This window comes from Petropleomorpha daqingensis, from assembly GCF_013408985.1.
In the GTDB taxonomy this organism is placed as follows: domain Bacteria; phylum Actinomycetota; class Actinomycetes; order Mycobacteriales; family Geodermatophilaceae; genus Petropleomorpha; species Petropleomorpha daqingensis.
Genome location: NZ_JACBZT010000001.1, coordinates 3,173,155 through 3,194,740, shown reverse-complemented (window position 1 = coordinate 3,194,740; position 21,586 = coordinate 3,173,155). Strand labels below are relative to the sequence as shown.

The window sequence follows — 21,586 nt, the reverse complement described above, 5'->3', positions numbered from 1 at the left end:
GGCGAAGAAGGCTCCTAGCGAGGGGTCGGGAGAGAGGCGGCGAAGGCGGCGAGCTCGTCGAGGTTGGCCACCTCGTTGACCCGCCGACCGTCCTCGATGTCGTGGACGATCTCGCCGATCTTCGAGAAGATCGGCCCGTCGAGGTCGCGCAGCATGCTGTCGATCTCGGTCTTGCGCTTGCGGACGACGAGGTCGCGGTAGATGCCGCTGTACTGCTTGGCGCTGCGCCGGTTGAACGCGGCCAGCCGGTCCAGCGACCCCTCGAGGTCGTCGGGCTCGAAACCGTCGAAGCCCTCGACCCGCACCGGCGCCTGGGCCAGCACCTCGCGAGCCAGCGCGATCATCAGCGGCCGGTAGGCGGGAGCCTCCAGGCTCTCCGCGATGGTCAGGTCCGAGACCGCCCCGGCCCAGAGCATCGCGCCGTAGGCCTCCTTGCCCCACAGGTAACCGAGCACGTTGTCGGTGGCCTGCGCGTAGGGCAGCACCTCGGCGAGCTCGCGGACCCGCGGGGTGATCTCGCCGCCGGCGAGCTCCCCGACGTGGAAGGCGGCCACGTTGCCCTGCACGATGCGGCCCGGACCGAGGTAGTCGGCGCCGACGTTGATGAACGCCGACACCACCCGCTCGGCGCCCACGGCCTCGACGAGCACATCGGCGGTCAGCCCGTTCTGCACGGTGAGCGCGAAGCCGTCGGGGGTCAGCCGGTCGCGCAGCGGCGCGACCGCCGCCACGGTGTGGTGGCTCTTGACCGCCACGATCGCGCGCTCGATCCGGTCGGGCAGGTCGGCGGGCAGCACGGCCGGCACCGGCACGGTGAACTGCTCGACCGGGCCCTCGATCGACAGGCCGCGCTCGTTGATCGCCGCGACGTGCTCCGCGTCGGCGTCGCACAGCAGCACGTCGTGCCCGGCCCGGGCCATGTGCGCGCCGAGCGTGCCGCCGATCGCGCCGGAGCCGATCACGACGTACTGCGTCACGCCCGCACCCCGGCGGGGACGACGCGGTCGAGGAAGGACCGGACGGTGGCCCGCCACAGCTCGGCCTCCTCCACCTGCGGGGAGTGCCCGGAGTTCTCGAAGACGACGAGCTCGGCGTTCGGCATCAGCCGGGCGATGGTCTCCGAGGAGCTCACCGGGGTGACCCAGTCGTGCCGCCCGACGGTCACCAGGGTCGGCGCCGTCACCGCGGGCAGCGCGTCCTTGAGGTCGTAGGCCGGCCAGTTGTGCACGAAGCACCAGTTGTGCGCCTCGTGGCGGTAGAACCCGGCCTCGACCGCGGCCGCGGACTTCTCCGGGTCGTACTCCTTGTCGTAGAGCGGGATCATCTCCGCCCAGCGGGCCTTGAGGTCCTCGTCGTCGTGGATCTTCCCCGTCCAGTACCGGGTGAAGTCCTCCCACGGGATCTCGACGCGGTCCTGGTTGCGGGCGTTCTCGAAGGCCAGCTCCAGGTTGCTGCCGTCGGGCGAGGTGTCGCGCAGCACGACCGCCGACACGCGGTCGGGGTAGCGGACGGCGTACTCCAGGGCGATGAACCCGCCGTAGGAGCCGCCGGCGACCACGACCTGCTCCGCGCCGAGCCACTCGCGCAGCCCGTCGACGTCGGCGGCCCACTGCTCGTGCGAGTACGGCGGCACGCCCTCGCTGCGTCCGCAGCCGCGGGCGTCGAACACGACCAGCCGGAACCGGTCGGCGAAGGGGCCGAAGGCGGTGCGCGGCTCCTCCAGCGAGCCGATGCCTCCCCCGCCGTGGTGGGCGATGAGCACCGGTCCGTCCTCCGGGCCGTGCAGCTCGACGTTCAGCCGGCAGCCGTTGATGGTCACGTCCACGCGGACGCCTCCTCGTTCACAGGGATGAGCTGGTCGGTGGTCCAGCGGGTGACGTTCTCGGCCAGCACGGCCAGCGGGACGGCCCCGCTGCCGAGCACGACCTCGTGGAAGGCGCGCGGGTCGAACCGCTCGCCCAGGGCGGCGGACGCCTCGGCGCGCAGCCGGAGGATCTCCCGCTGGCCGATCCGGTAGGCCAGCGCCTGCCCGGGCCAGCAGATGTAGCGGTCGACCTCGCTGGCCACGTGGTCGCGGGTGGTGGCCGTGTGCGCGTACATGAACTCGACGGACTGCTGCCGGGTCCAGCCGCGGGAGTGCACGCCGGTGTCGATCACCAGCCGGCAGGCCCGCAACGCGGAGAACGAGAGCATGCCGAGCAGCGCCAGGTCGTCGGAGTAGAGCCCCATCTCCTCGGCCAGACGCTCGGAGTACAGCCCCCAGCCCTCGTTGAAGCTGCAGGCCTCGACGTCGAGGTGCCGGCGGTAGCGCGGCAGGTCGAGCTGCTGGGCGGTGGCCAGCTGCAGGTGGTGTCCGGGCACCGACTCGTGGAAGGTGAGCGCCTCGTACTCGTAGCGGTGCCGCTCGTGCGGCTCGGTGGCCAGCAGGTGGTAGACGCCGGGGCGGCTGCCGTCGTCGGCCGGCGGCTGGTACCAGCCCATCGCCGAGTGACCGGCGTCGGCCGGAGGGATCGCCTCGATCGCGCAGCCGGGCAGCGCCCGTGGCAGGAACCACTCGTCCTGCACCGCCTGCGCGCGGGCCAGCGCGGCACCGGCCGCGGCGAGGATCTCCCCACCGGAGGTGAACCGCAGGGCCGGATCGCTGCGCAGCCGCTCGGCGATCTCCGGCAGCTCCTCGGTGCCGAACAGCCGCCGGCCCAGCTCCGCCCACCGCGGGCGCAGCTCCTCGAGGGTGTCCAGGCCGATCTCGTGGATCTCGTCCGGGGTGAGGTCGGTCGTGGTGTGCCGGGCGACCGCGGCGAGATAGCCCTCGGCGCCGCCGGGCACCTCTCCGATGCCGACCCGGTCGTCGGGCCGCGCCACCGGGAGCAGCTCGGCGCGCAGCCGCTCGGCGAGCGCGGCCATCGCCGGGTGGATCCGGTTCCGCACCAGCGCGCCGGCCCGGTCCAGCAGCGCGGCGTCGCCCGACGCGACCGCGGGGGCGAGCAGCGCGTCGTCCGCCGGTGCGGAGGCGAGGTGACCGGTCAGGTGCTCGATCGCGTGGTGCACACCGAGCGCGGTGGGCACCCGGCCGACGCCGGCCTCCTCGGCGTAGCGGTCCCCGAGCGCGGTGAGGAACGCGCCGATGCCGGCCAGCCGCGAGAGGTAGCGGTCGGCACCGTCGGCGTCGCCGACGGTCATGGCCGGCACCGCCTGGAAGACCAGGCCCTGGCGGCTGACGTAGCCCTTGGCGGAGGCGTTGGCCGCCCACAGCGAGTGCTCGGCGTCGCCGCCGGCACCGCGGGTGAGCACGGCGAGCACGCGCGCGTCCACGCGCTCGTCGTCGGAGAGCCCGTCGACGGGCAGGCGCTCGAGCTCGGCGCCGATCGCGGCGAACTCCGCCGCGGCGGCGCTGCTCGCCTCCCGGCTCGGGTCCCCCGCCAGGTGGTCGAACTCGGTGAGCCCGAGCAGCGTGGCGTTGTACGGGTCGTAGGTGTGCTGGGTGGCGAAGTACCGCTCGCCGAGCGCGCGCAGCGTCTCGGCGGCCGGTGGTCCGGACGTCAATGGTTCTCCTCAGAACAGCGAGTGGCCGCCGTCGATCGACAGCGTCTGGCCGCTGACCCAGCCGGCCGCCGGCGAGACGAAGAACAGGACCCCGCGCGCGATGTCGTCGGGGCTGCCGAGCGCGCGCACCGGGATCCGCTCGAGCAGGGCGCGCTGGCCCTCCTCGCCGTAGCTCTCCCACTGCCGCTGGGTGGTGGGGTTGGACAGGACGAAGCCCGGGGCGATGCAGTTCACGGTGATGCCGAACGGGCCGAGCTCGTGGGCCAGCTGCCGCGTGAAGCCGATCTGCGCGGCCTTCGCCGAGGCGTAGGCCTGGATGCCGGTGAGGCTCACGCTGCGCCCGGCGCCGGAGGAGATGTTCACGATGCGGCCGAAGCCACGCCGCTTCATGGACCGCGCCGCGGCGCGGGTGCAGTTCATCGTCGTGCGCAGGTTGGCGTCGACGACGGCGTCCCACGCCTCGTCGGTGAGCTCGTCGATCGGCACGTGGGTCTGCCCGACCACTCCCCCGGCCACGTTGACCAGGACGTCCACGTCGCCGATGCCGGCGAAGAACTCCTCGACCGCGCGGGCGACGGACAGGTCGACGTCGTCCCGGTCCACCTCGTGCACGGTGCCGCCGGCGTCCCGGATGCCCCGCGCGACCGCCTGGCCGATGCCCTGGGCCGTGCCGGTCACCACGGCGACCCTGCCGGTCAGCGTTGCGGCGAACTCGCTCATGACTCGTCGTCCCCCGCCTCGGCCCGGTCGTGCACGGCGCCGGTGGCCGCCCGGAAGGCGCGGTGGATCTGGACGGACTCCTCCCACTGCCGCATGCGGCCGAGGGCCGCCTCGCCCCGCCGCTGGAAGACGCCCTCGACGAGGCTCTCGACCAGCACGAGCAGACCCGCGAACGAGTCGAACGGCGTGCCGTCGACGGCGACCGGGAGCACGACGTCGGCCTCGTCGGCGGCCGGCGACAGCCCCTCGTCGGTGATCACCACGACCGACGCGCCCCGCTGCTTGGCCATGGCCGCGACCCCCTTGGCCGGGAGCTCGTAGCGGCGCAGGTCGAAGATGACCACCGCGGAGTCCTTGCCCAGCTCGAGGTAGGACCCGATGTCGCGGCCGAGGGGCTCCGCCGCGTACCGGACGTCCGGCACCAGCTGGTCCAGCTGCAGGGCCAGGATCTGCGCCATGTGCCGGGAGAAGTAGCCGCCGGAGACGACGACGTTGCGGCACGGGGCGGCCAGCAGCGCGACCGCCGCGTCGAACTCGCTGGGCGGCACGCTCTCGGCGAGCCGCTCGACGAGGGCCACCCGGAGCGCGACCGAGCGCTGGAACAGCGTGTCGCCGCCATCGCTGGCCAGCCGGCCGGCCGCCCGGCTCACCGGGCTGGTCATGTGCTCGGTGACCTCGCGGCGCAGGAGCTCCTGGAACTCCGGGTAGCCACCCATGCCCAGGCGGGTGACCAGCCGGAGCACGGTGGGCGTGCTCGTCCCGGCAGCCTTGGCGAGGGCCGCCGCGCTGGCCAGCCCGGCGCTCGGGTAGTCCGCGAGCAGGGACCGGGCGACCTTCTTCTCGGCCGGGCTCAGCTCCTCCATGCGATCGAAGATCGCGTCCCTGATCCGGCTCATCCGCGGGCGTCCTCTGCGTGCATCACGTGCGCGTCACCAGCCGGGTGCCGTCGGAGTAGGCGGCGAACATGGCCGGCGAGTTGTGGGCGACGACGACCCTGCCGTCGGCGCCGACGGCGATCAACCCGCCGATGGCCTCGTGCGCGGTCAGCTCCTCGGCCACGGTCGCCTCGACCGCGGCGGCCAGGGGCGTGCCGAGGTAGCGCATCCGCGCCGCGATGTCGTGCGCGACGACGCCCTTGATGAACGCCTCTCCCTCGCCGGTGCAGGAGATCGCCACGACGCCGTCCCGCGCGTAGGTGCCCGCGCCCACGATCGGGGTGTCGCCGACGCGGCCCTCGCTCTGGTTGACCATGCCGCCGGTGGAGGTGGCGGCCGCGACCCGGCCGCCCAGGTCGAGGGCCACCGCGCCGACCGTGCCGTGCCGTGACGGTTCGAGCAGGCGGTCCTGCACGTTCTGCAACTGCTGCTGACGGGCCGGCGTGACGAAGTAGCCGGGCTCCACGGTCTCCAGGCCCCAGCCGGAGAGACGCTCAAGATCGGGGGCGACCAGCAGCACGGCCGGCGTCTCCTCCATGACCTTGCGCGCGGCGAACACCGGGTTGCGCGCATGCCGGCAGGCGGAGATCGCCCCGGCCCGGCCGTCGCCGGTCATCACGCAGGCATCGAGCTCGGCGGTTCCGGCGGAGGTCAGCGCAGCGCCCCGGCCGGCGTTGAACAACGGGTCGTCCTCCAGTTGCTCGACGGCGGCGCACACCGCGTCGAGCGCGGCCCCACCGGCGGCCAGCACGTCGGCGCCGGCCTTGTACGCACGGGTCAGCCCCTCCACGTAGGAGCCGCGGGCGTCCAGGGTCAGCTCGTCCACCCGGCCGCCGGCACCGCCGTGCAGCACGAGGGCCCAGCCGGCCGCCGCGGGGGCGACTTCGAACAGGTGCATGAGACTCGGTTGTTCCGTTCCGTGAGAGATCCGGCGGCGGTCAGCGGCCGCCGGCCTGCCGGGTGATGTAGGTGACCGCGACGAACGAGGTGAACAGGCGCAGCAGGTCGTCGTCGGCGATGCGGACCGTGCGCTCGCCGATCCGCTCGGTGCCCCGAGCCCACGTCGCGACCTCGGCCATGTCGGCGGTCTGCAGCTCCAGGTCGAGCGTGGCGGGACGGGCGATCCCCGGGGTCGGGACGTCGCCGCCGGCCACCCGCCGCACGGCCTCCTCGGCGCCGGCCCGGATCCGCCGGCAGGACTCCTCGGGGTGCAGGTTGAGGGCGCTGAACCGGGTGATCGACTCCTTGGTGACCACGTGCACCGCCTTGGGCGCGAAGGGCTCGGTCTCCTCCCGGGTCACCTCGTCGCCGGAGACGAACGCGATGGGCACCCCGAAGTGCTCGGCGACCAGCGCGTTGATGCCGCTCTCCCCGACGAGCTCTCCGTTGACGCGGGCGGCGGCGAACACCTCGGGGTTGTAGGTGTGCGACAGCGTCGACGGCCGGCCGGAGATGGAGCCGTGGTAGCCGACGAAGAACGCCGCGTCGAAGGTCTCGTCGAGGCCCTGCATCATGTAGCGCGGCTTGTGCCGCCCCGAGAGGTAGGTGGCCCCGCCGGCGATCTTCCGCGGGTCGAGGTTGGCCATGGTGCCGTGCGAGTCGTTGAGCACGATCTCCGTCGCCCCGCCGGCCAGCGCGCCCTCGATGGCGGCGTTGACCTCGTCGAGCATCAGCTGGCAGCCGACTTCGTACCGCGGGCCGCCGGTGGGCCGGCACTGGTCCCAGTCGACGATCCCGGCGACACCCTCCATGTCGAAGGAGATCCAGATCTTCACGCGAGTTCCTCTACTTCCTCGGGGAGGGGGATGGTGGCCAGCTCGTCGGCCTTGAGGCAGGCCGACAGGTGCGGGGACGTCGTCGCGGGCCGGACGTCGAGCAGCGGCGGGTCCTGCTGGCGGCAGATCTCGCTCGCCAGCGCGCACCGCGGGTGGAACCGGCAGCCCTGCGGGACGTCGTAGGGGCTCGGCGGCTCGCCGTCGACCTCGAAGGGGTCGTTGACGCTGTGCGCGCTCATCCGCGGGATCGAGTCGATCAGCGCCCGCGTGTAGGGGTGCCGCGGTGCGCGGAAGATCTCGGCGGTCTCGGCCACCTCGACGATCCGGCCCAGGTACATGACGGCCACCCGGTCGGCCAGGTGCTGGACGACGGCGAGGTTGTGCGCGATGAACAGGATCGACAGGCCGAGCTCGGCGCGCAGCGAGGCGAACAGATCGAGGATCGTCGCCTGCACCGAGACGTCGAGGGCGGAGACGGGCTCGTCGGCGATCAGCACGTCCGGCCGGACCGCGAGCGCCCGGGCGATGGCCAGCCGCTGCCGCTGCCCGCCCGAGAACTGGCTCGGGTAGGCGGTGAGGACCTCCTCCTCGAGCCCGACCAGGTTGAGCAGCCGGACGGACTCGGCCCGCACCTCGCGCCGCGGGACGATCTCGTGCAGGAGCAGCAGCTCGGAGAGCATCCGGCCCACCGTCAGACGCGGGTTCAGCGACGAGTACGGGTCCTGGAACACCATCTGCACCCGGCGCGCCGCGTGCCGGGCCCGGGGCGAGCCGTCGCCGACGCGCACCTCGCCCTCGGTCGGGGCCACGCTGCCGACCAGGATCTTGGCGAGGGTCGACTTGCCGGACCCCGACTCCCCGACGAGCGCGAGGATCTCCCCGCGCCGCAGGTCCAGGTCGACCCCGTCCAGCGCCTTGAGGGTGCTGGGGCCGGACGAGCCCAGCCGGGACAGCCAGGACGAGCCGCGGGTGTAGGCCTTGGTGACCCCGGCGACGCGGAGCACCTCCGCGTCGCCGTCCCGGAGAAGCAGGCTTCCGGTCATGCCAGCACCTCCACCAGCCGGTCGCTCTCGTAGCAGGCGGCCAGGCGCCCGGGGACGACCTCCTCGAGCGGAGGCGGCGCGTCGGTGCAGTGGTCGCGCACGTAGCCGCACCGCGGCGCGAACGGGCAGCCGGGCGGCCGGTCGGCCACGTTCGGCGGGAAGCCGGGGATCGGGATCAGCGGCCGGTCCGGGCGGTCGAAGTCCGGCGCCGACTCCAGCAGCCCCCGGGTGTAGGGGTGCCGGGGCTGGGCGAAGGTCTCCTTGACCCTCCCCGCCTCGACGATGTGCCCCGCGTACATCACGGCGAGCTCGCTGCACGTCTGGTTCACCACGGCGAGGTCGTGGGTCACGAAGACCAACGCGGTGCCGGTCTCGTCGCAGAGCTTCTCGAGGAGCTTGAGCACCTGCAGCTGCACGGTCACGTCCAGCGCCGTCGTCGGCTCGTCGCACAGCAGCAGCTTCGGGCCGCAGGAGACGGCCATCGCGATCATGATCCGCTGGCGCAGGCCCCCCGAGAGCTCGTGCGGGTAGGCACGCGCCCGCCGGGCGGGGTCGGGGATCCCGGTGCGCGCCATCATCTGCACGGCCAGGTCGCCGGCCTCCTTGGCCGACAGCCCGAGGTGGCGGCGCGGGCCCTCGGCGATCTGGTCCCCGACGCGCATGACGGGGTTCAGCGCCGTCATCGGCTCCTGGAAGATCATCGCGATCTCCGGCCCCATGAGCTGCCGCCGCGCCTTGACCGGCATGGTCAGCAGGTCGCGGCCGCCGTACTCGATCCGCCCGGAGAGCACCTCGACGCCCCGGGGCAGCAGCCCGGCCAACGCCCGCAGGGTCAGCGACTTGCCCGACCCGGATTCCCCGACGATGCCCATCCGCTGGCCCGGCTCGACCTCGAAGGACACGTCCTCGACGATCCGCACCGGCCGACCGCGCACGGGCAGCCCGATCGTCAGGTCCTCGACGGCGAGCAGCGGCCCGCCGGCCACGGCGGTCACCGGCGACGCTCCGGGTTGAGCAGGTCGGACAGCCCGTCGCCCAGGAAGGACAGCCCGAGGCTGGTGACGACGACGGCGAGGCCCGGGATCGTGGCCTGCTGCCACTGGGTGGTGATGAACTCCTGGCCGTCGAGGATCATGCTGCCCCACTCGGGTGTCGGGGGCGCGATGCCCAGGCCGAGGTAGCCGAGGGTGACGATCGCCATGATGTCCATGACGATGTCGCTCATGGCGTAGATGAGCGCCTGCGAGAGGACGTTCGGCGCGATGTGCCGCACGAGGATCCGCCCGTGCGACATGCCGCCGAGGCGGGCGGCGGTCACCCAGTCCTGCTTCTTCGCCACGAGCAGCTCGCCGCGCATGATCTTGGCGTAGGAGACCCACGAGACCGTGGCGATCGCCAGGTAGATGCTGCTCTCCCCCGCGCCCAGCACGAACACGAGGACGATGACGAGGACGTAGAACGGGAAGGCGAAGAAGACGTCCACCAACCGCATGACGACGGTGTCGAACCAGCCGCCGAAGTAGCCGGCCAGCGAGCCCAGGACGCCGCCGACCACGAACGGGATGAGCACGGCGAGGAAGCCGACCCGCAGATCGATCCGGGCGCCGTACATCAGCCGCGTGAGGACGTCCCGGCCGTACTTGTCGGTGCCCAGCCAGTGCGCCGCGCTGGGCGACTGCAGCGCGTGCTCCAGGTCCTGCTTGATCGGGTCGTAGGGCGTCAGCACCGGGGCCAGCACCGCGACGAGGACCAGCAGTCCCACGATCACCAGGCCGGCGACCAGCGTCCCGTTGCGGTACCAGGGCTTGAGCGCGCGCGACCTGACCGGACGACGCATCGCCCGGGACGCGCGGACCACCGCCGCCGTCATGCGAGCTCCTTGGTGCTGAGGTCGACCCGCGGGTCGATGGTGGTGTAGACGACGTCGGTGAGGATCCCGACGACGATGACGAAGAGCGCCACGAACAGGGCGACGGCCTGGATGATCGGGAAGTCGCGGGCGAGGATCGCGTTGATCATCAGCGACCCGATGCCGGGGATGGCGAACACCTTCTCGATCACCAGCGTGCCGCCGATCAGGTAGCCCAGGTTCACGCCGAGGATCGACACGGTCGGGATCGCGGCGTTGCGGAGCACGTGCATGCGGAACAGCTCGGACCCGGCGGCGCCCTTGGAGCGGGCGGTGCCCACGTACTCGGAGCCGAGCACGTTGATCGTCGAGGCCCGCAGGCTGCGGATGACGGTCGGGCACATCGCGATGGCCAGCGTCAGCGCCGGCAGGAACAGGTAGTACCAGTGCTCGGCCCAGGTCTCGCCGTAGCCGCCGACCGGGAACAGGCCGGCGTTCACGGCCAGCAGGAGGATCAGCATGATGCCGACCCAGAACTGCGGCATGCCCTGGCCCAGCAGCGTGAACGCGCGCACGCCGAGGTCCCGGCCCCGGCCCGGCGCGGTGGCGGCGAGCGCCGCCAGCGGGACGCTGATCAGCAGGGAGAGCACGAGCGCGTACAGCAGCAGCTGCAGCGTGATCGGGAAGTCCTGCAGCACCAGCCCGGAGACCGGCTGCTGGTAGGTGATGCTCGTCCCCAGGTTGCCCTGGAACAGGTGCCCCAGGAACAGCAGGTACTGGTCCCAGAGCGGCTTGTCGAGGCCGAGCTGCGCGCTCAGCGCCGCGACCCGCTCCGGGGTCGCGGTCTGGCCCAGGATCGCGACGGCGGGGTTGCCGGGCAGCAGGTGGACCATGAAGAAGACGATCAGCGTGATGCCGAAGAGCACGGGGATCGCCTGGAGCAGTCGACCCGGCACGAACCGGAACCGGTCGAGCACCTCACCACCTCCTCTCTCGTGCGGATCTGTCAGAGGGGAGCCCGGGGGCGGCGCCGGTGGCGCCGCCCCCGGGGGAGGTCACTTCGTCTTGTAGACGTCCTCGAGGTGGTAGTTGCCGAGGGGCGTGACGTCGAAGCCCTTGACGTGGTCGGTCATCGCGAACACGTAGGGCGCGTAGTACAGGTACGCGAACGGTGAGTCGGCGCTGACCTGCGTCTGGATCTGCGAGTACAGGTCCTGCCGCTTGCTCTCGTCGGTCTCCTGCTGGGCCTGCTTGTTCAGGTCGATGACCTGCGGGTTGGTGTAGTAGGAGAACGAGGAGTGCGAGCCGCCGTCGGGGTCGACCGCGAAGGAGGTCCACTCGTCGGGGTCGGGGATGTCCATCGTCCAGGCCTGCGCGACCAGGTCGAAGTCCGACTTCAGCCGCGCCTGCTTCTGGGCGGTCGGGTCCAGCTGCTGGATCTGCAGGTCGATGCCCAGGTCCTTGAGCTCGGACTGCATGATCTGCGCGATGGAGGCCTGGTTCGGGTCACCGGAGCTGATCAGCATCGTCGTCGAGAAGCCGTTGGGCACCGTGGACTGCGCCATCTCCTGCTTGGCCTTGTCCATGTCGAAGGTCGGCGCGCCGTTGTCCTTGTCGTAGAACGGCGTCCCGGGCGACAGCAGCGAGTCGGCCGGCGTGCCGTTGCCGAACAGGACCGTCTTGATGATCGCGTCCCGGTCGAGGGCGTAGGCGATCGCCCGGCGGACGTGCGGGTCCTGGAACGGCTGACGCTGCTCGTTGAAGGTGACGTACTCCATGTACGTCGACTTGAAGGTCTGGGCGTTGATGCCGGGGGCGCTCTTCAGCGACGTGAAGCTCGACCAGTCAGGGGTGTCGTCGATGTCGATCTGCCCGCCCTGCAGCTGCAGCTTGCGGGTGTTGGCATCGGCGACGACGGTCCAGGTGACGCTGTCGAGGTGCGGCTTGTGGCCCCAGTAGTCCTTGTTGGCCTTGACCTTGACGTACTGCCCCTTCTTCCAGCTGTCCCAGATGAACGGGCCGGTGCCGACGGGCGCGGCGTAGAACGCGTCCTTGGTCTGGCCGCCGTAGTTGTTCGGGATGATGCCGTTGCTGAACAGCGAGAGGTCGGCGATCAGCGGCGCCCACGCGTACTTGAGCGTGATCGTCACGGTGTTGTCGTCGGTCGCGGTCACCGTGTCGATCGCGGAGTTGATGTAGCCCCATCCGTCGGAGCCGGTCGCGGTGTCCTCGTCGATGGAGAACTTCACGTCCGCCGCCGTCAGAGGCTGGCCGTTGGAGAAGGTGACGCCCTCGCGCAGGTGGATGGTGTACGTCAGCTTGTCGTCGGAGACGTCGTAGCCGGTCGCCAACCACGGCTCGACCTTCGAGCCGTCCTTCGAGACGGTGAAGAGCGGCTCCATGATCTGTTCCATGACGTAGATCGAGTTGTTGTCGAACGTCGTGGTCTTGTCCATCGAGATGATGTCCTGCGACCGCGCGATGGTGAGGTCACCGCCCTGGACCGGCGAGCCGTTCCCGGAGCCGGACGAGCTCGCGCCGCCGCCGCACGCGGTAAGTGCTACCGCTGCGACCGCCGCAACTCCGGCGAACCTGACTCGGGTTGAACGTGTCATCGACTGCCTCATCGATCGGCCCGCGGGGCGGGCGGTGGCGTGCTCCGGCTGATGCCGGCAACGGGGGGTGAGTGCGACGACCTCTTGTGGGGGCCGCCGCCACCGTAGCGTTCATTACAGTAGAGGGGAACTGTTTCCCTGTTGTTACGTTTAGAACGCCAGCTGGGCGCTCCCGGCCACGGCCCGGCGCACCCCCCAGGGGCGACGGCTCAGGGCGTGGCGAGCCCGAGCAGCAACCCGTCGCCGGCGACCGCCGGGCTCGTGGTGAGGAAGAGCGGGCAACCGTCGGCGGGCGCGATCACCCGCTCGAGCTCCTCGCCGAACGGGTCGAGCACGCAGCCGAGCAGCTCACCGGCGTGGACCCGGTCGCCGACTGCTACCTGGGGGTGCCACCACCCACGCACCGAACTGCGCATCCAGATCCAGCCGTCGTGCTCGACCGGGGCCGGGGCAGGCTCCCCCGGCTCGGCGGGCAGCATGCCGAGGTGCGCGCAGACGTTGCGGATGCCGCGCACGTGGCCGGCCACCGAGGCCTCGTCGCAGATCCCGTTGCCGCCGATCTCGGCGACGATCGCGGGGATGCCCAGATCCGCCGCGGCGCTGCTGGTGCTGCCCCCGACGGTCCGCGTCGCGCTGCTCTGCCGCACCACGTGCCCGTTGCCGTAGGCGAGGGCGAGTTCGCGGGCCTGCGCCCCCACCGGCGACTCGTCGTAGAGGCAGAAGGGCTCCAGCGCCTCGAAGATGTCGCCGGCGTGCAGGTCCACCAGGTGGTCCACCGGGCGGATGAACGCGTCGAGCACAGCGTGGGCGAGCGCCTCGCTGTAGCTGCCGGACGTGTCCCCCGGGAAGCACCGGTTGAGGTTCTTGCCGTCCGCGGGAACCACGAACGCGCTGCGCGCCCAGAAGGCGGGCTGGTTCAGGATCGGCACCGCGGTGATCGACCCCTTGAGGCGGCGGACGTCGACCTCGGCGACGAAGGTCCGCACGGCCGCCATGCTCGTGTACTCCCCGCCGTGCACCCCGGCCAGCAGCGCGAGGTGCGGGCCGTCCCCTGCCTCGCCCTCGATCCGGGCGTACGGGATCTCGACCGGCTCACCAGGGAGACGGTCGAGCAGGAGCGATGTCTTCGTGATCACCAGCAGCCCTCGCGCAGACGGGACGGGATGGTTGCAGCATGCACCACACCCGCGGCCCGGCCGCGCAGGGAACCGCCTACGGCGCCGTCACCGGCCCCGACGGAGGCTGGCAGGCGAGGAAACCTCGCTTCTCAGCCTCCGCATCAGCCCTGGTGGGGGTAGCGGTGGTCGGTCGGGGGGACGAACGTCTCCTTGATCGACCGGGTCGAGGTCCAGCGCAGCAGGTTCTGCGCCGAGCCGGCCTTGTCGTTGGTCCCCGACGCCCGCCCGCCGCCGAACGGCTGCTGGCCGACGACGGCGCCGGTCGGCTTGTCGTTGACGTAGAAGTTGCCCGCGGCGAAGCGCAGGTAGCGCTGCGCCTCGGCGATCGCCGCACGGTCCTGGGCGATGATCGAGCCGGTCAGCGCGTACGGCGCCACCGACTCCATCTGCTCGAGCACGGTGTCGTAGTCGGCGTCGTCGTAGACGTGCACGGCGAGCACCGGGCCGAAGTACTCGGTCGTGAACATCTCGTGCCCGGGGTCGGTGCCCTCGACGATCGTCGGGCGGACGAAGAAGCCCTCGCTGTCGTCGACGGAGCCGCCGGCGACCACGGTCAGCGCCGGGTCGTTCTTCGCCGCGTCGACCACCCGCGCCAGCTTGTCGAACGAGCGCCGGTCGATGACCGCGCCCATGAAGTTCGAGAAGTCGGTGACGTCGCCCATCGTCAGCGCCTCGGTCTCGCCGATCAGGTCGTCGCGCAGCCGGCTCCAGACGCTGCGCGGGACGTACGCCCGCGAGGCGGCCGAGCACTTCTGGCCCTGGAACTCGAAGGCGCCGCGGATCAGCGCGGTGCGCAGCACGTCGACGTCGGCCGACGGGTGGGCGACGACGAAGTCCTTGCCGCCGGTCTCCCCCACCACCCGCGGGTAGGACCGGTAGGAGGCGATGTTCTCCCCCACCGTGCGCCACAGGGACTGGAAGACCTTGGTCGACCCGGTGAAGTGGATGCCGGCGAGGTCGGGGTCGGCCAGGACGACGTCGGAGACGGCCAGCCCGTCGCCGGTGACCAGGTTGATCACGCCCGGCGGCAGCCCGGCCTCGGTGAGCAGCCGCATGGTGAAGTGCGCGGCGAACTGCTGGGTGGGCGCCGGCTTCCAGACGACGGTGTTGCCCATCAGCGCGGGCGCGGTCGGGAGGTTGCCGGCGATCGCGGTGAAGTTGAACGGCGTGATGGCGTAGACGAAGCCCTCGAGCGGGCGGTGGTCGGTCCGGTTCCAGACGCCCGGCGAGCTCACGGGCTGCTCGGCGACGATCTCGCGGGCGAAGTGCACGTTCCAGCGCCAGAAGTCGATCAGCTCGCAGGCGCTGTCGATCTCGGCCTGGTAGGAGGTCTTGCTCTGGCCGAGCACGGTCGCGGCGTTGAGGGTCTGCCGCCACGGGCCGGCGAGCAGGTCGGCGGCCCTGAGGAACACCGCGGCGCGGTCGTCGAAGGAGAGGTCGCGCCACAGCGGGGCGGCGTCCTTGGCCGAGCGGACCGCGTCCTCGGCGTCGGACCGGGTGGCGTGCGCGGACCGGCCGAGGACGGCGGCGTGCCGGTGCGGCTGCACGACCTCGAACTCGGCCCCGGCCCCCATGCGCTCGCGGCCGCCGATGGTCATCGGCAGCTCGAACGGGGTCTCAGCGAGCTCGGCGAGGCGCAGCTCGAGCGCGGCCCGCTCGGGCGAGCCGGGGGCGTAGTCCAGCACCGGTTCGTTGCGCGGCGCGGGGACCCGGGTGACGGCGTCCATGGATCTCAGCCTTTCGTCGCGAGGGAGCGCAGGAAGAAGCGGAGGTTGGCGGGGCGCTCGGCGAGCCGGCGCATGAAGTAGCCGTACCAATCGACGCCGTAGGGGACGTAGGCGCGCACGCGCACGCCCTCGGCGGCCAGCCGGCGCTGCTCGTCGGGGCGGATGCCGTAGAGCATCTGCACCTCCCAGGAGTCGGCTGCCCGGCCGTACTCCGCGGCCAGCCGCTGCGCCAGGTCGACCATCACCGGGTCGTGCGAGCCGACCATCGGGTAGCCCCCGCCACGCATGAGGACGCCCAGGCAGCGCGCGTAGGCGGCGTCGACCTCACGGCGGTCCTGGAAGGCGGCCGACGGCGGCTCCCGGTAGGCGCCCTTCACCAGCCGCACCCGCGAGCCGGCGGTGGCCAGCGCGCGGGCGTCGTCCTCGGTGCGGCGCAGCATGGCCTGCAGGACCGCGCCGGTGCCCGGGTGGTCGCGGCGCAGCTCGGCGAGGACGGCGAGGGTCGAGTCGACGGTGGTCGAGTCCTCCATGTCGAGGGTGACCGTGGTGCCCAGGGCGGTGGCCGCCTCGACGACGGGGCGCACCAGCTCGAGGGCGAGGTCCTCGCCGCCGTCGGGCAGCGACTGCCCGAACGCCGACAGCTTGACCGAGACCTCGGCGGCCGGCCCCAGGCCCAGCCCGGCCAGCCCCTCGAGGGCGGCGAGGTAGGCATCGCTGGTGCGCTTGGCCTCGCCGCGGTCGGTGACGTCCTCGCCCAGGTGGTCGAGGGTCACGGCGATGCCGTCGTCGGCCAGCGCGCGGACGGCGGTCAGCGCGTCGGCGAGCGTCTCGCCGGCGACGAACCGCTCGACGACGTGCCGGGTGGCCGGCGTGCCCACCACGACCCGGCGCAGCCCGGGGCGGCGCGAGGCCGCGAGCAGGGCTCTCTGCATCAGCACGGGGAAACCACCTCCAGGAACCCGGAGAGAACAGCCGACAACACCTCCGACGCTAAGCACCCGGACGCGCCGGGACCAGCGACAGACGTACGACCTCACCCCTCCTGCTTTCATACACCTGTACAAGGAAGGAGGGCTCGTGCGCGACGAGTTGCAGGAACTGGTGGACCAGGTGTCCGGGCTGCTGGGCGCCCCGGCGACGCTGGAGGACGCCGAGTTCACGCTGCTGGCGTTCTGCGCCCACGACGGGGAGGCGGCCGGTGGGATGGACGCCGTCCGGACCCGGTCGATCCTGACCCGTGGTTCGCCGCCGGAGACCCGCCGCTGGTTCGAGGAGTTCGGGATCGCCCGGGCGGAGGGGCCGCTGCGGACGCCCGCCGACCCCGAGGCCGGCATCCGCACCCGGCTGGTCCTCCCGGTCCGGCACGCCGGCCGCACGCACGGCTACTTCTGGCTGCTCGACGAGGGCCGCACCGATCCCGACGACGGCGACGACGCGGCGCTGGCCGCCGCGGTGGAGCTGGCCGCCGACGCCGGCCGGCTGCTGGCCGTGCGCGAACCGGCGGAGGACGCGCTCGATCGCCTGCTGCCGCCCGCGCTGACCGGCAGCGGCGCCGCCCGCGACCGGGCCGCGCGGGCGATGGCCGAGCGGCTGGGGCCGACCGCGGCGCAGGTGCTGGTCGCGCTGGTGCCGCCCGGCCCGCTGCCGGCCGGCTGGCGTCCCCCCGGGATCGGCACGGTCGGCGCGGTCGTCGACGACCCGGTTGCGGCCGTGCTGGTGCCGCTGGGCTCCCCCGGGGACCTGCGACCGGCCTCGGCGCTGACCGCCGCGGCGCTGCGTGCCCTGCCGGCCGGGAGCAGCGCCGGGCTCTCCGCCGTCGGCACCGGGTTCGGCGACCTGCCCGGGCAGTGGGCGCAGGCCCGCGCCGCCGCCCGGGTGGCCGCCGCCGTCCCCGAGTTCTCCCCGGTGGCGCACTGGGCCGAGCTGGGCGCGTGGCGGGCGATCACCGCCCTCCCGGGTCCGGACCCGGCCGTCGCCCCGCTGCTGGCCGAGCCGCTGCTCGCCGCCACCGCCGAGGTCTTCCTCGACAGCGCCGGCAGCGCGCAGCGGGCGGCCGACGCGCTCGGCGTGCACCGGCAGACGCTGTACTACCGGCTGGGCCGGGTGCGGGAGCTCACCGGCCTCGATCTCGCCGACGGCGGCGACCGGTTGCTGCTGCACACCGCCCTGAGGGCGGCGCGTCTGGACTGGAGACCGTAAACTCGCAAGTGATGGCTGCAGGGGCACGCGACCGCGCCGATGTCCTGCAGAGCCTGCGGACGGCGACCGCGCACGAGCACGAGCAGGTCGAGAGCACCCTCGACCTCATGAGTCCTGCACTGGACCGGGACCGCCTGACCGCCGTCCTCACCCTGCTGCACGGCTTCTGGCAGGCCGCCGAGCACGGGCTGGACGTCTGGGCCGAGCGCGAGCCGGCCGACGCCGCCGACGTCGACTGGGCGAGGCGACGGCGCAGCGTGCTGTTCGCCGCCGACCTGCGGATGCTGGGGGCCGAGCCGTCCGCCGACGACCGCCCGGAGCTGCCCGCCGTCGCCGGCACCGACGAGGCGCTCGGCCGGCTGTACGTGCTCGAGGGCTCGACGCTGGGCGGCACGTTCATCTCCCGCCACCTGGCGACGCTGCCCGACCTGGCCGCGACCGGGCGGCTGCAGGCCTTCTCGCCCTACGGCGCCGAGACCGGCGCCATGTGGCACGCGTTCCGACGGTTCACCCGTGAGCGCACGCAGGACCCGCAGCGGGTGGTGGCCGCGGCAGGCGCGACGTTCCGGTCGCTCGCGGAGTGGTGCGCGCCGGTGGCGGCGTGACCGGCCCGACCCCCGAGGTCGACTGGCTCGCGCCCGGGACGCCGGTCGACCTCGACAACTGCGCGCGTGAGCCGATCCACATCCCCGGCAGCATCCAGCCGCGGGGCGTGCTGCTCGCGGTCAGCGAGCCGGAGCTCGTCGTCCAGCAGGTGTCGGAGAACCTGGCGACGCTCACCGGTGTGCGGCCGGAGCAGGCCCTCGGCCGGCCGCTGGAGGAGGTGCTCGGCGTCGTCCCGGCCGACCTGGTCGCCCGCTCGGCGAGCGCCTTCGGCGACCTGCGCGAGCGCAACCCGGTCGAGCTGATGCTCGAGGTCGACGGCACGCCGGTGCCGGTCGACGCGATCCTGCACCGCGCGGTGATCCGGCCCAACGACACGGGTGAAGGGGTCACCAGCCTCGTCGTCGAGCTCGAGCCGGCCCGCGGGCCGCGGCCGTTCTCCTTCCCGAACACCTACCAGGCGGTGCGCGGCACGATCGGCGAGCTGAACCGGGCGAGCTCGCTCGAGGAGCTGTACGACATCACCGCCCGGGCGGTGCGCACCCTGACCGGCTTCGACCGCGTGATGGTCTACCGCTACGACGCCGACTACAACGGCGAGGTCGTCGCCGAGGCCAGGGCGGAGCACCTCAACTCGTTCCTGGGGCTGCACTACCCGGCCAGCGACATCCCGGCGCAGGCGCGGGCGCTGTACGAGAAGAACTGGATCCGGCTGATCTCCGACGTCGACTACGTGCCGTCGCGGCTGACCCCGGTCGACCACCCCGGCAACGGCCTCCCGCTGGACCTCACCTTCTCGACGCTGCGCAGCGTCTCGCCGATCCACCTCGAGTACCTGAAGAACATGGGCGTGCGCGCCTCGATGTCGATCTCGCTGCTGCGCGACGACACGTTGTGGGGCCTCATCGCCTGCCACCACTACGCCGGGCCGCACGCCCCGCCGTACGCGACCCGGGCGGCGGCGGAGTTCCTCGGCTCGACGCTGTCGCTGCGGCTGGTGGACCGGGCCAAGGAGGAGGAGACCGAGCGCGCGCTGCAGGTGCGCTCGACGCTGGCCTGGCTCACCGCGGCCACGCTCGACGAGGACCGCCCGCTCGCCGACACCCTGATGGGCTCGCCGGACCTGCTCGACCTGCTGCCCGCCGACAGCGTCGTCGTCCGGCTGCAGGGGCACACCGCCACCCGCGGCGCGGAGCTGCCCTCGGGGCTGGCCGAGGCGGTCGCCGCGTGGGCCGCCGGGCGCGGCGCGGACGTCGTCGCCACCGACGCGCTGCCGGATCAGGCGCCGCAGCTGGGGGCGCCGCTGGACCTGGCGTGCGGCGCGCTCGTGCTGCCGCTGCCCGAGGGCCAGTTCGTGCTGTGGGTCCGCGGTGAGAGGGTGCGGCAGATCGACTGGGGCGGCGACCCGCACAACAAGGCGATCGCCGAGCGAGAGGGCGAGGAGATCCGCCTCTCCCCCCGCAAGTCGTTCGACAGGTGGCGCGAGACCGTGCGCGGCCGGTCGGAGCCGTGGACCGGGCAGCAGGTCGCCGAGGCGAACGAGCTGCGCACCCACCTGCTCGAGGCGCTCTACGCCCGCTCGCGCAGCATCGTGCGCGCGGCCGAGACCCTGCAGCGCAGCCTGCTCACCGATCCGCCGCAGCCGGGGCACCTCGAGATCGCCGTGCGCTACGTGCCCGCGGCCCGGGAGGCCCAGGTCGGCGGTGACTGGTACGACGTGTTCGCCCAGCCCGACGGCTCGACGATGCTGGTGATCGGCGACGTCGCCGGCCACGACACCGAGGCGGCGGCCTGCATGGCGCAGCTGCGCGGGCTGCTCCGCGGCATCGCCTACGACAGCGCGCAGAGCCCGGCGCAGGTGCTCGCCCGCCTCGACGCCGCGATCGACGGCCTCGGGCTCGGCGCCATGGCGACCGTCCTGGTCGCCCGGCTGGCGCACGCCGACGACGGGTCGCGGGTGCTGCGCTGGTCGAACGCCGGTCACCTGCCGCCGCTGGTCGTCGGCCCGGACGGCGCGCAGCAGGTGCTCTCCGCGCGGGGGCTGATGCTCGGCGTCGAGCCGACGACCGACCGCACCGACACCGAGGCCGTGCTGGAGCCCGGTTCGACGCTGCTGCTCTACACCGACGGGCTGGTCGAGCGCCGCGACCAGGTCTTCGACGACGGCGTCGAGCAGCTGCAGCAGCTGCTCGCCGGGCTGCGGCAGCGACCGGTGGAGGAGGTCAGCGACGAGCTGCTGGCCGGGATGCTGCCCGCCGAGCGCACCGAGGACGACGTCGCGCTGGTCGCCGTCCGGCTCGCCGGCTAGGGGGCCGTCGGCCCGCTGTCGGGGGCGGAGAAGCGCGGGCTCAGGCCGTCGTCCTGGGCCCCGCCCTGCGCCGGCAGCGGCGCCTCGTCCTCGGCCGCCTCGACCAGCAGGTCGGCGTCCTCGTCCGGCGAGCGGTCGATGTCGCTCTCCAGGGCCTGCAGCAGCCGCTGCTCGTCGGGCCCGAGGTCGGCGGGACCCAGGTGCTCGCCCGGCTCGCCGGCGTCGGAGCCGGAGGCCATCGCGGTGTCGGGGAGGTCATCGCGGTCCATCGCAGATCTCCTCAGCGGGGGAAGTTCGGCTCGAGCCGCGGCACGATCTGCATCTCGGGAACATAGGCCGCCGGGTGCAGCAGCACCAACGTGCGGACGGTCTCTGCCACGGCGGAGGGCGGCATCATCAGGTGGGACGGGATGCCCCACTGCTCCATCATCGGCGTGTCCATGGCCGCCGGCACGACGCTCTGCACGCGGCACGGGAACGGCCGCTCGCCGCCGTCGGGCAGCTGGACCGCCTTCTCCCGGAGCTCGCGCTGGATGCACCTGGTCGCGTTGCGGAAGCCGGCCTTCGAGCCGTTGTAGGCGATCGCGCCGCTGCCGGAGGTGATCGCCGACAGCGAGACGATGTGGACGACGTCGGCCGTGCGGCCCTCGGGCAGGTGCTGCACCCGCTTCATGAACTCGCTGGTCAGGAAGACAGGTCCCTCGCAGTTGACCGCCTGCACGAGCCGGTAGTCGGCGAGGTCGATGTCGGTGATGTAGCCGGGCCGGTCGATGCCGGCCACGTTCACGAGGACGTCGAAGGCGTCGCCGTGCCGGTCGAACAGCTCGGCGACGACGCGGCGGCGGTTCTCGTCGTCGGTGACGTCGAGCGGGACGACGTCGGCCGAGCCACCGGCGTCGGTGACCAGCGCCCGGGTCTGCTCGCTGCCCTGGGCGTCGATGTCGGCGATGGCCACGTGCGCGCCGGCCTCGGCGAGCGCGAGGCAGGTCGCGCGGCCCAGGCCGCTCGCTCCGCCGGTGACCAGGGCGACGCGCCCCTCGAGCGACCCGGTGACAGCCATGCAGTGCTCCGTTCCCGTGCGACGGCCTTGC

The 21,586-nt window shown here is 72.8% G+C and carries 20 protein-coding genes; 3 read left to right on the top strand and 17 right to left on the bottom strand.

Annotation, left to right across the window (positions count from 1 at the left end):
• Positions 1-14: 14 nt before the first annotated feature.
• The 15 genes from GGQ55_RS15895 to GGQ55_RS15825 all read right to left on the bottom strand — a co-directional run bounded on the left by GGQ55_RS15895 (position 15) and on the right by GGQ55_RS15825 (position 16,317).
• Positions 15-977: a ketopantoate reductase family protein gene (locus tag GGQ55_RS15895; protein ID WP_179718312.1), complete on the bottom strand. Its 963-nt coding sequence runs from the start codon at positions 975-977 to the stop codon at positions 15-17.
• Complete coding sequence (locus GGQ55_RS15890) at positions 974-1,825, bottom strand: alpha/beta fold hydrolase (protein WP_179718310.1); 852 nt, start codon at positions 1,823-1,825, stop codon at positions 974-976. Before GGQ55_RS15890 ends, GGQ55_RS15895 begins: the two co-directional genes overlap by 4 nt.
• Positions 1,816-3,543, bottom strand: a complete 1,728-nt coding sequence (locus tag GGQ55_RS15885) for a DUF885 domain-containing protein (protein WP_179718308.1) — start codon at positions 3,541-3,543, stop codon at positions 1,816-1,818. Before GGQ55_RS15885 ends, GGQ55_RS15890 begins: the two co-directional genes overlap by 10 nt.
• A gap of 9 nt (positions 3,544-3,552) precedes the next feature.
• Positions 3,553-4,263 carry an SDR family NAD(P)-dependent oxidoreductase gene (locus GGQ55_RS15880; RefSeq protein WP_179718306.1) on the bottom strand — a complete coding sequence of 237 codons (711 nt, stop codon included), beginning with the start codon at positions 4,261-4,263 and terminating at the stop codon, positions 3,553-3,555.
• Complete coding sequence (locus GGQ55_RS15875) at positions 4,260-5,159, bottom strand: MurR/RpiR family transcriptional regulator (protein WP_179718304.1); 900 nt, start codon at positions 5,157-5,159, stop codon at positions 4,260-4,262. Before GGQ55_RS15875 ends, GGQ55_RS15880 begins: the two co-directional genes overlap by 4 nt.
• Before the next feature lie 22 nt (positions 5,160-5,181).
• Positions 5,182-6,096, bottom strand: coding sequence for an isoaspartyl peptidase/L-asparaginase family protein (locus GGQ55_RS15870; RefSeq protein WP_179718302.1), 915 nt, complete (start codon positions 6,094-6,096; stop codon positions 5,182-5,184).
• A 40-nt stretch (positions 6,097-6,136) separates the two neighbouring features.
• The gene (locus GGQ55_RS15865) at positions 6,137-6,973 is read right to left on the bottom strand and encodes a M55 family metallopeptidase (RefSeq protein WP_179718300.1); all 837 of its coding nucleotides are present in this window, start codon (positions 6,971-6,973) and stop codon (positions 6,137-6,139) included.
• Positions 6,970-8,016: an ABC transporter ATP-binding protein gene (locus GGQ55_RS15860; protein WP_179718298.1), complete on the bottom strand. Its 1,047-nt coding sequence runs from the start codon at positions 8,014-8,016 to the stop codon at positions 6,970-6,972. The genes GGQ55_RS15865 and GGQ55_RS15860 overlap by 4 nt, the downstream gene beginning before the upstream one ends.
• The gene (locus GGQ55_RS15855) at positions 8,013-9,011 is read right to left on the bottom strand and encodes an ABC transporter ATP-binding protein (protein ID WP_366489457.1); all 999 of its coding nucleotides are present in this window, start codon (positions 9,009-9,011) and stop codon (positions 8,013-8,015) included. The genes GGQ55_RS15860 and GGQ55_RS15855 overlap by 4 nt, the downstream gene beginning before the upstream one ends.
• The gene (locus GGQ55_RS15850) at positions 9,008-9,886 is read right to left on the bottom strand and encodes an ABC transporter permease (protein WP_218859297.1); all 879 of its coding nucleotides are present in this window, start codon (positions 9,884-9,886) and stop codon (positions 9,008-9,010) included. Before GGQ55_RS15850 ends, GGQ55_RS15855 begins: the two co-directional genes overlap by 4 nt.
• Entirely contained in the window at positions 9,883-10,842 is a 960-nt protein-coding gene (locus tag GGQ55_RS15845) for an ABC transporter permease (RefSeq protein ID WP_179718296.1), read from the bottom strand. The genes GGQ55_RS15850 and GGQ55_RS15845 overlap by 4 nt, the downstream gene beginning before the upstream one ends.
• A 78-nt stretch (positions 10,843-10,920) precedes the next feature.
• Entirely contained in the window at positions 10,921-12,321 is a 1,401-nt protein-coding gene (locus GGQ55_RS15840) for an ABC transporter substrate-binding protein (protein WP_179718294.1), read from the bottom strand.
• A 368-nt stretch (positions 12,322-12,689) separates the two neighbouring features.
• Complete coding sequence (locus GGQ55_RS15835; protein WP_179718292.1) at positions 12,690-13,616, bottom strand: succinylglutamate desuccinylase/aspartoacylase family protein; 927 nt, start codon at positions 13,614-13,616, stop codon at positions 12,690-12,692.
• A 143-nt stretch (positions 13,617-13,759) separates the two neighbouring features.
• Complete coding sequence (gene pruA / locus GGQ55_RS15830; RefSeq protein WP_179718290.1) at positions 13,760-15,385, bottom strand: L-glutamate gamma-semialdehyde dehydrogenase; 1,626 nt, start codon at positions 15,383-15,385, stop codon at positions 13,760-13,762.
• A gap of 5 nt (positions 15,386-15,390) precedes the next feature.
• Positions 15,391-16,317: a proline dehydrogenase family protein gene (locus GGQ55_RS15825; protein ID WP_218860350.1), complete on the bottom strand. Its 927-nt coding sequence runs from the start codon at positions 16,315-16,317 to the stop codon at positions 15,391-15,393.
• A gap of 145 nt (positions 16,318-16,462) precedes the next feature.
• Between GGQ55_RS15825 and GGQ55_RS15820 the strand changes: the two genes are divergently transcribed.
• From GGQ55_RS15820 to GGQ55_RS15810, 3 genes are read left to right on the top strand one after another with little or no spacing between them, the layout of a single operon-like run.
• On the top strand, positions 16,463-17,584 hold the full coding sequence (locus GGQ55_RS15820; RefSeq protein ID WP_366489454.1) for a PucR family transcriptional regulator: 1,122 nt from the start codon (positions 16,463-16,465) through the stop codon (positions 17,582-17,584).
• 11 nt (positions 17,585-17,595) lie between these two features.
• Positions 17,596-18,189, top strand: coding sequence for a biliverdin-producing heme oxygenase (locus tag GGQ55_RS15815; RefSeq protein ID WP_179718288.1), 594 nt, complete (start codon positions 17,596-17,598; stop codon positions 18,187-18,189).
• Positions 18,186-20,495 carry a SpoIIE family protein phosphatase gene (locus GGQ55_RS15810; protein WP_179718287.1) on the top strand — a complete coding sequence of 770 codons (2,310 nt, stop codon included), beginning with the start codon at positions 18,186-18,188 and terminating at the stop codon, positions 20,493-20,495. Before GGQ55_RS15815 ends, GGQ55_RS15810 begins: the two co-directional genes overlap by 4 nt.
• On the opposite strand, the gene GGQ55_RS15805 is transcribed toward GGQ55_RS15810, so the two are convergent.
• A complete protein-coding gene (locus GGQ55_RS15805) occupies positions 20,492-20,764 on the bottom strand; it encodes a hypothetical protein (protein WP_179718285.1) in 273 nt (90 codons plus the stop codon). The two genes, GGQ55_RS15810 and GGQ55_RS15805, sit on opposite strands and share 4 nt — an antisense overlap.
• A gap of 11 nt (positions 20,765-20,775) precedes the next feature.
• Positions 20,776-21,555 (bottom strand): SDR family NAD(P)-dependent oxidoreductase, encoded by a 780-nt coding sequence (locus GGQ55_RS15800; protein ID WP_179718283.1) that lies wholly within the window; start codon positions 21,553-21,555, stop codon positions 20,776-20,778.
• Positions 21,556-21,586: the final 31 nt, after the last annotated feature.